The organism is Microcystis wesenbergii FACHB-1317 (assembly GCF_014696875.1).
In the GTDB taxonomy this organism is placed as follows: domain Bacteria; phylum Cyanobacteriota; class Cyanobacteriia; order Cyanobacteriales; family Microcystaceae; genus Microcystis; species Microcystis wesenbergii_A.
The window spans coordinates 35437-42948 of record NZ_JACJQV010000185.1 but is presented as its reverse complement, the minus strand read 5'-3'; the positions used below and the strand labels follow the sequence as shown (position 1 = coordinate 42948).

Annotated in this window: 6 protein-coding genes and 1 pseudogene; 2 read left to right on the top strand and 5 right to left on the bottom strand. The window is 45.0% G+C overall.

What is annotated here, in order from left to right:
- From H6F92_RS18335 to H6F92_RS18325, 3 genes and pseudogenes are all read right to left on the bottom strand, one after another.
- A pseudogene (locus H6F92_RS18335) lies at nucleotides 1–146 on the bottom strand (IS701 family transposase); the annotation flags it as partial.
- Nucleotides 147–206: 60 nt separating this feature from the next.
- Nucleotides 207–590 carry a hypothetical protein gene (locus H6F92_RS18330; RefSeq protein ID WP_242030185.1) on the bottom strand — a complete coding sequence of 128 codons (384 nt, stop codon included), beginning with the start codon at nucleotides 588–590 and terminating at the stop codon, nucleotides 207–209.
- A 405-nt stretch (nucleotides 591–995) separates the two neighbouring features.
- On the bottom strand, nucleotides 996–1496 hold the full coding sequence (locus tag H6F92_RS18325; RefSeq protein ID WP_149977904.1) for a hypothetical protein: 501 nt from the start codon (nucleotides 1494–1496) through the stop codon (nucleotides 996–998).
- A gap of 409 nt (nucleotides 1497–1905) precedes the next feature.
- Between H6F92_RS18325 and H6F92_RS18320 the strand changes: the two genes are divergently transcribed.
- On the top strand, nucleotides 1906–3345 hold the full coding sequence (locus tag H6F92_RS18320) for a folate/biopterin family MFS transporter (protein WP_190359004.1): 1440 nt from the start codon (nucleotides 1906–1908) through the stop codon (nucleotides 3343–3345).
- 211 nt (nucleotides 3346–3556) lie between these two features.
- On the opposite strand, the gene H6F92_RS18315 is transcribed toward H6F92_RS18320, so the two are convergent.
- Nucleotides 3557–3826: a hypothetical protein gene (locus H6F92_RS18315; RefSeq protein ID WP_190359003.1), complete on the bottom strand. Its 270-nt coding sequence runs from the start codon at nucleotides 3824–3826 to the stop codon at nucleotides 3557–3559.
- Between the two features lie 337 nt (nucleotides 3827–4163).
- Complete coding sequence (locus tag H6F92_RS18310; protein WP_190359002.1) at nucleotides 4164–4883, bottom strand: PEP-CTERM sorting domain-containing protein; 720 nt, start codon at nucleotides 4881–4883, stop codon at nucleotides 4164–4166.
- Nucleotides 4884–5304: 421 nt separating this feature from the next.
- Here H6F92_RS18310 and H6F92_RS18305 point away from each other — a divergent pair, with 421 nt between their 5' ends.
- Nucleotides 5305–7476 (top strand): glutamine synthetase III family protein, encoded by a 2172-nt coding sequence (locus H6F92_RS18305; protein WP_190359001.1) that lies wholly within the window; start codon nucleotides 5305–5307, stop codon nucleotides 7474–7476.
- The last annotated feature ends 36 nt before the right edge of the window (nucleotides 7477–7512 follow it).

Genomic DNA, 7512 nt, shown 5'->3' with positions numbered 1-7512 from the left:
AGGTTTTTCCTCTCACTTTCCCCTAATAATCCTCCTAAATATTGTCTGAAGCCGTTTTTTTGCGCTTCGTTTTTGAAGCAATTGTCAAACCGCCGACACCATCGGTCAAAGCATGGGGGCATCGCGGCTGGGGTTGTCTCTTTCATCGCTGCTCTTTCAACGTAAAGTGCTTATTCTTTAACGATTATACTCGATTTGATCTTTATTTAGCGTTTAAGTCCCACTACGGGATTTGCCCGAACTAGGTTAGTCACGGCACTGGTCTCCCATAGTTGGTAGTTGACGTTGTAGGTCATTACAGTCAATGGGAAACCACCAGTTCTAGCATCTCGCAACCTCGGAACATACCAGGTACCAATTGTGCTGGCATAAAACCCCAGTCCGACAGCTAACGTGATCATCAATTTCCGGCGCGAAGGGCGGAACCTGGGTAAAAACAGAGCCAACAGCAAGATCAAAGTCAAGCCCGCAAACCAAAGATAGCCTGTCCCCAGAATCTCAAAAAACCACAGCTTGTACCATACTCCAGGTGTGAAGCTGATTAGCAACAGGCTAAGTGCGATCGACCACAGCAAAATACTGGTCAGCATAACATCTATTGAAAATCCAATGGCTTTGTCACTGGGGACTAACTAGATATTGTACGGAAACTTTCCACACATCACCCCCAATACACATTTTAAAAAAAATCTTTCCCTATATTACTCTCAAATAGAGCGATCGCAAGAAACTTTCCCAATAACACGACAATAAGTCTGTTATGCCGATTAGCACATTTTTTTATGAACCCTCCACCACTACCAGAGCAGCGATCATACTAATGTAAGAAGTAGATGATCTATCCCCAATTAAGTGCTAATCTGGCAGAGGATATTAGATCACCTAGACTTATCAACTTCAATGAATGAGCAAGGTGCGTTCCCCAAAATCGATCAGTGGAGTAGTAGGACTTGCATTAGGGAACGCACCCTACGGCGATAGCTAGGAGATATCACTCACATTGCCGACAGACCATGTACAATAGTAAGGTGCAATTTTTGGCAATTTAGATTAGAGGTACGGACTTGTAATACCTTACTTGCGAGAGGTGCAGATAATAATTCGCCATAAAAAATAGATAAATTACCCTTCTTGTCAACAGTATTTATGCCGACAATTCCTGGCAAGTTATATTCTTCTTTTTTGCCATCGACACTAGACTCTAATATCTTGAAGTAAGGTGGTTGCCATGATTGTGGTGCTGATGTAAATTCAATAGTGGTAAGACATTTGTTTTCAGGGTTATATGCCGAATGTGCATTGCCAATCTGACTCATAAAAATTGAAGAGGGATGTAGTATTTTTATATTTATATCACTTGCATAGTATGTTTCCTGCTGTTCGTTGTTGTCTTGGTTATCTAAAACTTTTATTGATTGCTGATCATTTGACCGATTACATGAAGTAACACATAAACTAAAAACATAAACAATCCAAATGAATAGCAGGTTTTTCATAAACTTTTATGACTTGTATTGAAAATCCAATAGCCTTGTCACTGGGGACTGACTAGATATTATAAATAAACTTTCCCCATATCACCCCAAATACACATTTTTTTAAAAATCTTTCTGTATATAGCGGTTCTCGCATCTGTGCGGCACACTTAAACCTTTGCTGATTAAGCTGTTCAGGATCGTAAATGTACCTTTTGTGAATCAGAAACGCTATGTTAACAGAGCGATCGCAAGAAAATTTCCCGATAACACGACAATAAGCCTTTTATGGGGAAATTCACCTAAAACCCTAAAACCCAATACCCAACCGCCAAAACCTAAAGCTCAACAGTTAAACCCTAACAGCTAACGCACCGATCGAGCGCTCAATCATTATTATAGAGACAGTAACAAATATTTATGAAACTTCATGCTTATTAATCGCCTTGGCATCGATCGCGGGAAAAAATTCCTTAAAGAGAGTATCTTGTTCGGAAATGACCCTAATCCCGAATTAATTGGCATTTTAGGGGTTTATTTCGTGCAGGGCATTCTCGGACTCTCCCGATTAGCGGTTAGCTTCTTTTTAAAAGACGATTTGGCCTTGAGTCCCTCCCAGATGGGGGCATTAATCGGAGTGGCGGCGATTCCTTGGGTGATTAAACCAGCTTTTGGCTTTCTTTCGGATGGTTTGCCTATTTTCGGCTATCGTCGTCGGCCCTACCTAATTTTATCGGGAATTCTCGGGGTTTTAGCTTGGTTGGCCCTAGCCACTGTGGTGGAGAATGCCTGGCAAGCGATGGCCGCGATCCTGCTTGGTTCCCTTTCTGTCACCATTAGTGATGTCATCGTCGATTCTTTGGTAGTAGAAAGAGCGCGCAAAGAGTCCTTCACTCAATCCGGTTCTCTACAGTCCTTAACTTGGGGAATATCGGCTTTAGGCGGCTTAATTACGGCTTATCTGGGGGGTTGGTTACTGGCACACCTTGGTACTCGTCCTGTCTTCGCTCTCACGGCTATTTTTCCCCTGATTGCCTCAGCCATGGCGTTTTTAATTACAGAGGAAAAAATCAAGAATAACAATGATGAATCACAATCCACGCCGAAAGTCAAGGAGCAAATCGGGCAATTATGGTCAGCAATTAGACAAAAATCAATTTTATTACCCACTGCCTTTATTTTTCTCTGGCAGGCTACCCCTAGCGCCGATTCTGCCTTTTTCTACTTCACCACCAACGAGTTAGGATTTGAACCGGAATTTTTAGGACGAGTGCGCTTAGTCACCAGTTTAGCCTCGATCCTGGGGATCTGGGTATATCAACGGTTTTTAAAAGCGATTTCCTTTCGTTTAATTTTGGGTTGCAGTACGGTGATTTCGGCGCTTTTAGGGATGACTACCCTAATCTTAGTTACCCATACTAATCGAGCGCTCGGTATTGACGATCATTGGTTTAGTTTGGGGGATAGTCTCATCCTCACCGTCATGGGACAAATTGCCTTTTTACCCGTCTTAATTTTATCAGCGCGTCTTTGTCCCGTGGGCATTGAAGCATCTCTATTCGCTTTATTAATGTCTATCTGGAATATGTCAGGATTAGTTTCCCAAGAAATCGGCGCTTTATTAACCCATTGGTTGGGAGTCACCGAAACTAATTTTGATAACCTTTGGTTATTGGTGGTGATTACTAATCTCTCTACTCTCCTACCTTTACCCCTAATTAAATGGCTACCTTCTACGGATCCGCAATCTCAGGAAGTCAAGAAAACTTTTCCCCCCGCAGAAGTCTTTGAACATCATGTTACTGGTTCTTTAGCTGAACCCGGTTTTATACCTGAACTTGTCCCCGAATTAATCGAGACAAGAGATTGACAGTCCAGAAAAGGGGTTTCTTTGAGAGAAAACGGGTTTCTTTGAGAGAAAACGGGTTTCTTTGAGAGAAAACGGGTTTCTTTGAGAGAAAACGGGTTTCTTTGAGAAACCCGTTTTCTAGCTGCGCGACTACAAAATCCATATTTAACTCCATTCAAGTTTAATTTCTTCGACACTACGCATCAAGGCAGGAATCCGCACTTGGGTTGTCTTAATCACTGTTCCAATCCTCGAACATCTGCCCGACGCTGCTATAACGCTTAAGACGCTCAGGATGTTTTTCTACTTCTTCAATGGCGGCGAGCGTTTCTGTATTAGGAATTTGAACATCAAAGGGAAAACCTTGCTGAAAATCGAGATCAGATAAGGCTGGATGCTGGATTTTTTGTAGCAGAAGCTGTTGTTCTTCGTCAGTTAAGGAAAGGATAATTTGAGCAAGAGAATCAATTAGTTTAGTATTGATTGCAGCAGCTTGACTCATGATTAAACAAATGATTGGGAGTTAATTAATTATTTTAATCTAGTCTAGCGCGAGTTAGCAATCCCTAGCGATCTCCAAAAGTTCAGAAAACGGGTTTCTCAAAGAAACCCGTTTTCTCAGTTCCAATGGCGCTTAAGCAGAAAACGGGTTTCTCAAAGAAATCAGTTTTCTTCCGTTTTCTTCTTAAAGAAACCCGTTTTCTTCTTTGGTTTTCTTCTTTGTTCTCAAAGAAACCCGTTTTCTTCCGTTTTCTTGTCAAAGAAACCCGTTTTCTCAGTCCAAATGGCGCTTAAACAGAAAACGGGTTTCTCAAAGAAACCCGTTTTCTTCCGTTTTCTCAGTTCCAATGGCGCTTAAGTGCCGCTGCCGTTCCCAGTAAGCCTAGGGCCAGCAAACCTAAGACAGAATTTGATTCGGGAACAGGAACAGTCTGGGCAAAGCGAACTTCAGAGAGACCAATAGGCCCTGGTGCTGTCCAACCAACGAACCAATTGTTTGCTACATCAATTCTAGCATATTGGGCTTGAATTAAAGGAAAGGAAAAGATTGTCGCTGGTATGTTAGTTGCCGTACCTTCAGGTAGTGTTAGGGTTCCTGATACATAAACTGGACTGCTAAAGTCGGAGTTATTGGAGAGAATTAGTGTGAAATCCTTGATTCCGCGATCAGTAGCTGTGGTATTAAAAGCGTTGTAATTCCACAAAGCCAAGGTATCTAAGAACACAGAACTGCCAAAATCAAAATCAAGATTGACATCAGCAGGAGTCGTCCCGCTTTCTAAACGTACTCCCCAGAAATTAGCTCCATTGCTACCTCCGACGTGCTGTTGCTGCAAAGCGTTTCCAGGTCCAGTCAACCCATTGCCGTTGGCAGTGTTGACTAAGGCTCCAACGGTGGGAGTAGCAGAGCCTGCATTAAGCGTTAAGGTTGGAGTCGGATTGTAGATGATCGGCAGCGCTTGGACGGGGAGGATAGTCAGTCCAGCGATCGCGCTAACTGTGCCGGCGAAGACAACACCAGCCAGAGAGAGAGATTTGAAGTTAGTTGTAAAATTCATGGGCAATTTTGGGCAAATTCCACCAGCATTTTACTCCCCCCCCCGATTTTGTCAAATATCGCTTTTTTATCGATTGCATAGATGTATAGAGTTTTATCTCCAGAAAACGGGTTTCTCAAAGAAACCCGTTTTCTCAGTGCGATCGCTTGGGAAAGATCGGGTTTGGGAGATTTGTAATGTTTGATACAAATCTCTCGATCATCTGTTCTTAAGATTAAGGCTGGTGTTGCTCATTGATCGGAAAAGAGGCCGGCGTAAGCAGATAAATAAAAACCGGACAGAAGCTTGTGCCGTGGGATCAAAATTATTAAGCGGAGAATAGCCTCTGACCGGACTTCAACATCAAAGTTAGTAGGAAACTTGTCATCGCCTAAGTAAAGTAACCCTTTATCCACGACACAGCAAAATAGGAAAAATACTTATGAGTTATGGAACCCGTGTTCAAGCTATCTCTCAAGTCACAGACCGTAAACCCCTACCGAGCAAAATTCCTCAACGTTTAGAGGCCCTCTGGGCAACCGATGTCTTTACCCTGAGCAAAATGCAGGCCAGTCTTCCGAAAGATGTATTCAAGTCGGTCAAAAACACGATTTTAACCGGGGGAAAATTAGACGTTTCCATCGCCAGTGCGGTGGCGGCTGCGATGAAGGATTGGGCCACGTCCAAAGGGGCGCTGTACTATGCTCACGTCTTCTATCCGATGACCAACGCCACCGCCGAAAAACACGATGGCTTTATCTCCGTGCAGAGCGACGGTTCGGTGATCACAGAATTTACGGGCAAAGTCTTAGTACAAGGGGAACCGGACGGGTCCTCCTTTCCTAACGGCGGACTTCGCTCCACCTTTGAAGCGCGGGGTTACACCGCTTGGGATGTCACCAGTCCGGCCTACGTCATGGAGACGGATAATGGTGTAACCCTGTGTATCCCCACGGTTTTCATCTCTTGGACAGGAGAGGCCCTCGACAAAAAAACGCCGCTTTTACGCTCGATTTCATCGATGAGTAAAGCCGCCACCAGGGTGCTTAAACTATTAGGACATACGGAAGTCGCCCCCGTTAACTCCAGCTGCGGCGCTGAACAGGAATATTTCCTCGTAGATGCTCATTTTGCCCATAGTCGCCCCGATTTACTGCTCACCGGTCGCACCCTATTTGGTAAACCCGCCGCCAAGGGTCAACAGTTCGACGATCATTATTTTGGCGCGATTCCCGAACGGGTTCAGGTGTTTATGCAGGAAGTAGAGGAAAGAATGTATCGCCTCGGCATTCCGGCCAAAACCCGCCATAATGAAGTCGCCCCCGGACAGTTCGAGATTGCCCCCTTTTTCGAGGCTGCTAACGTGGCCAGTGACCATCAGCAGTTAATTATGACTTTGCTGAAAAGTACGGCTAAAAAACACGGTTTTGTTTGCCTACTGCACGAAAAACCCTTTGCGGGAATTAATGGTTCGGGAAAACACGTTAACTGGTCTGTCGGCAACGCCACCCAGGGCAATCTGTTGGATCCGGGCGATACTCCCCACGCTAATATGCAGTTTTTGTTATTCTGTGGGGCGGTTATTCGTGGCGTTCACAAGTACGGGGCGCTTTTACGCGCAGTGGTGGCTACTGCCAGCAATGATCACCGTTTGGGGGCAAATGAAGCTCCTCCCGCCATTATTTCCGTATATTTGGGCAGTCAGTTAGAAAAGGTATTCGACCAAATTAGCCAAGGACAAATTGAGGGTTCTGATGCCCCGGGATTGATGGATCTGGGTGTCGATACCCTGCCGGTATTCCCCAAGGATCCAGGCGATCGCAATCGTACCTCTCCTTTTGCTTTTACGGGCAATCGCTTTGAATTCCGGGCCGTGGGTTCTAATCAGTCAGTTTCTGGGCCGCTGGTGGCGATGAACACGATTCTAGCCGATTCCCTGACTTGGGTGGCGGATAACCTAGAAAGCCGGATGAAAGCTGGGGAAGACCTCAATACTGCTGCCCAGGGTGTTCTCAAGGAGATCATGGACAAACACAGAAATGTGATCTTCGGAGGTAACGGATATTCCCAAGAATGGCACAAAATGGCGGTAGAAGAGCGCGGTTTGGCTAATCTCCGCACCACTGCCGATGCTTTACCCGTGCTGAGGGCCGATTATATCGAAGAACTGTTTACCCGCATGGGTGTGCTTACCCCCGTGGAACTGGAAAGTCGTTTTGATGTCTATGCGGAACAGTATTTGCTGGCCATCGAGGTGGAGGCGAAACTGGTGGTGAGTATGGCTAAAACGATTATTTATCCCGCTGCTGTTCGCTACTTGTCGGAATTGTCCTCAGCGATCGCTAATGCGGCGGCGATCGGCATCGAGATAGATAAGGAAAGCGCCCAAACCGTCTCGAATCTAATTAAATTACTGATGGATGGCGTTAGCAAACTGAGTGCAGCCATGGCTAAACACGATTTTGACTCGATCGAGGAACATATGCAGTATTCCGCTCAAACAATCCGTCCCTTGATGGATAAGGTGCGCGAATATGCTGACACACTGGAAGGGGAAGTGGCCGACAATTTCTGGCCTCTACCCACCTATCAAGAAATGTTGTTTGTTAAATAACAAGACGACAAGGAGGGGGTAAATAAATGATTAGCC

Coding starts and splice junctions, on each gene's coding strand:
- H6F92_RS18310 (WP_190359002.1), bottom strand. CDS start 4,883: ATGAATTTTACAACTAACTTCAAATCTCTCTCTCTGGCTGGTGTTGTC.
- H6F92_RS18315 (WP_190359003.1), bottom strand. CDS start 3,826: ATGAGTCAAGCTGCTGCAATCAATACTAAACTAATTGATTCTCTTGCT.
- H6F92_RS18305 (WP_190359001.1), top strand. CDS start 5,305: ATGAGTTATGGAACCCGTGTTCAAGCTATCTCTCAAGTCACAGACCGT.
- H6F92_RS18320 (WP_190359004.1), top strand. CDS start 1,906: ATGCTTATTAATCGCCTTGGCATCGATCGCGGGAAAAAATTCCTTAAA.
- H6F92_RS18325 (WP_149977904.1), bottom strand. CDS start 1,496: ATGAAAAACCTGCTATTCATTTGGATTGTTTATGTTTTTAGTTTATGT.
- H6F92_RS18330 (WP_242030185.1), bottom strand. CDS start 590: ATGCTGACCAGTATTTTGCTGTGGTCGATCGCACTTAGCCTGTTGCTA.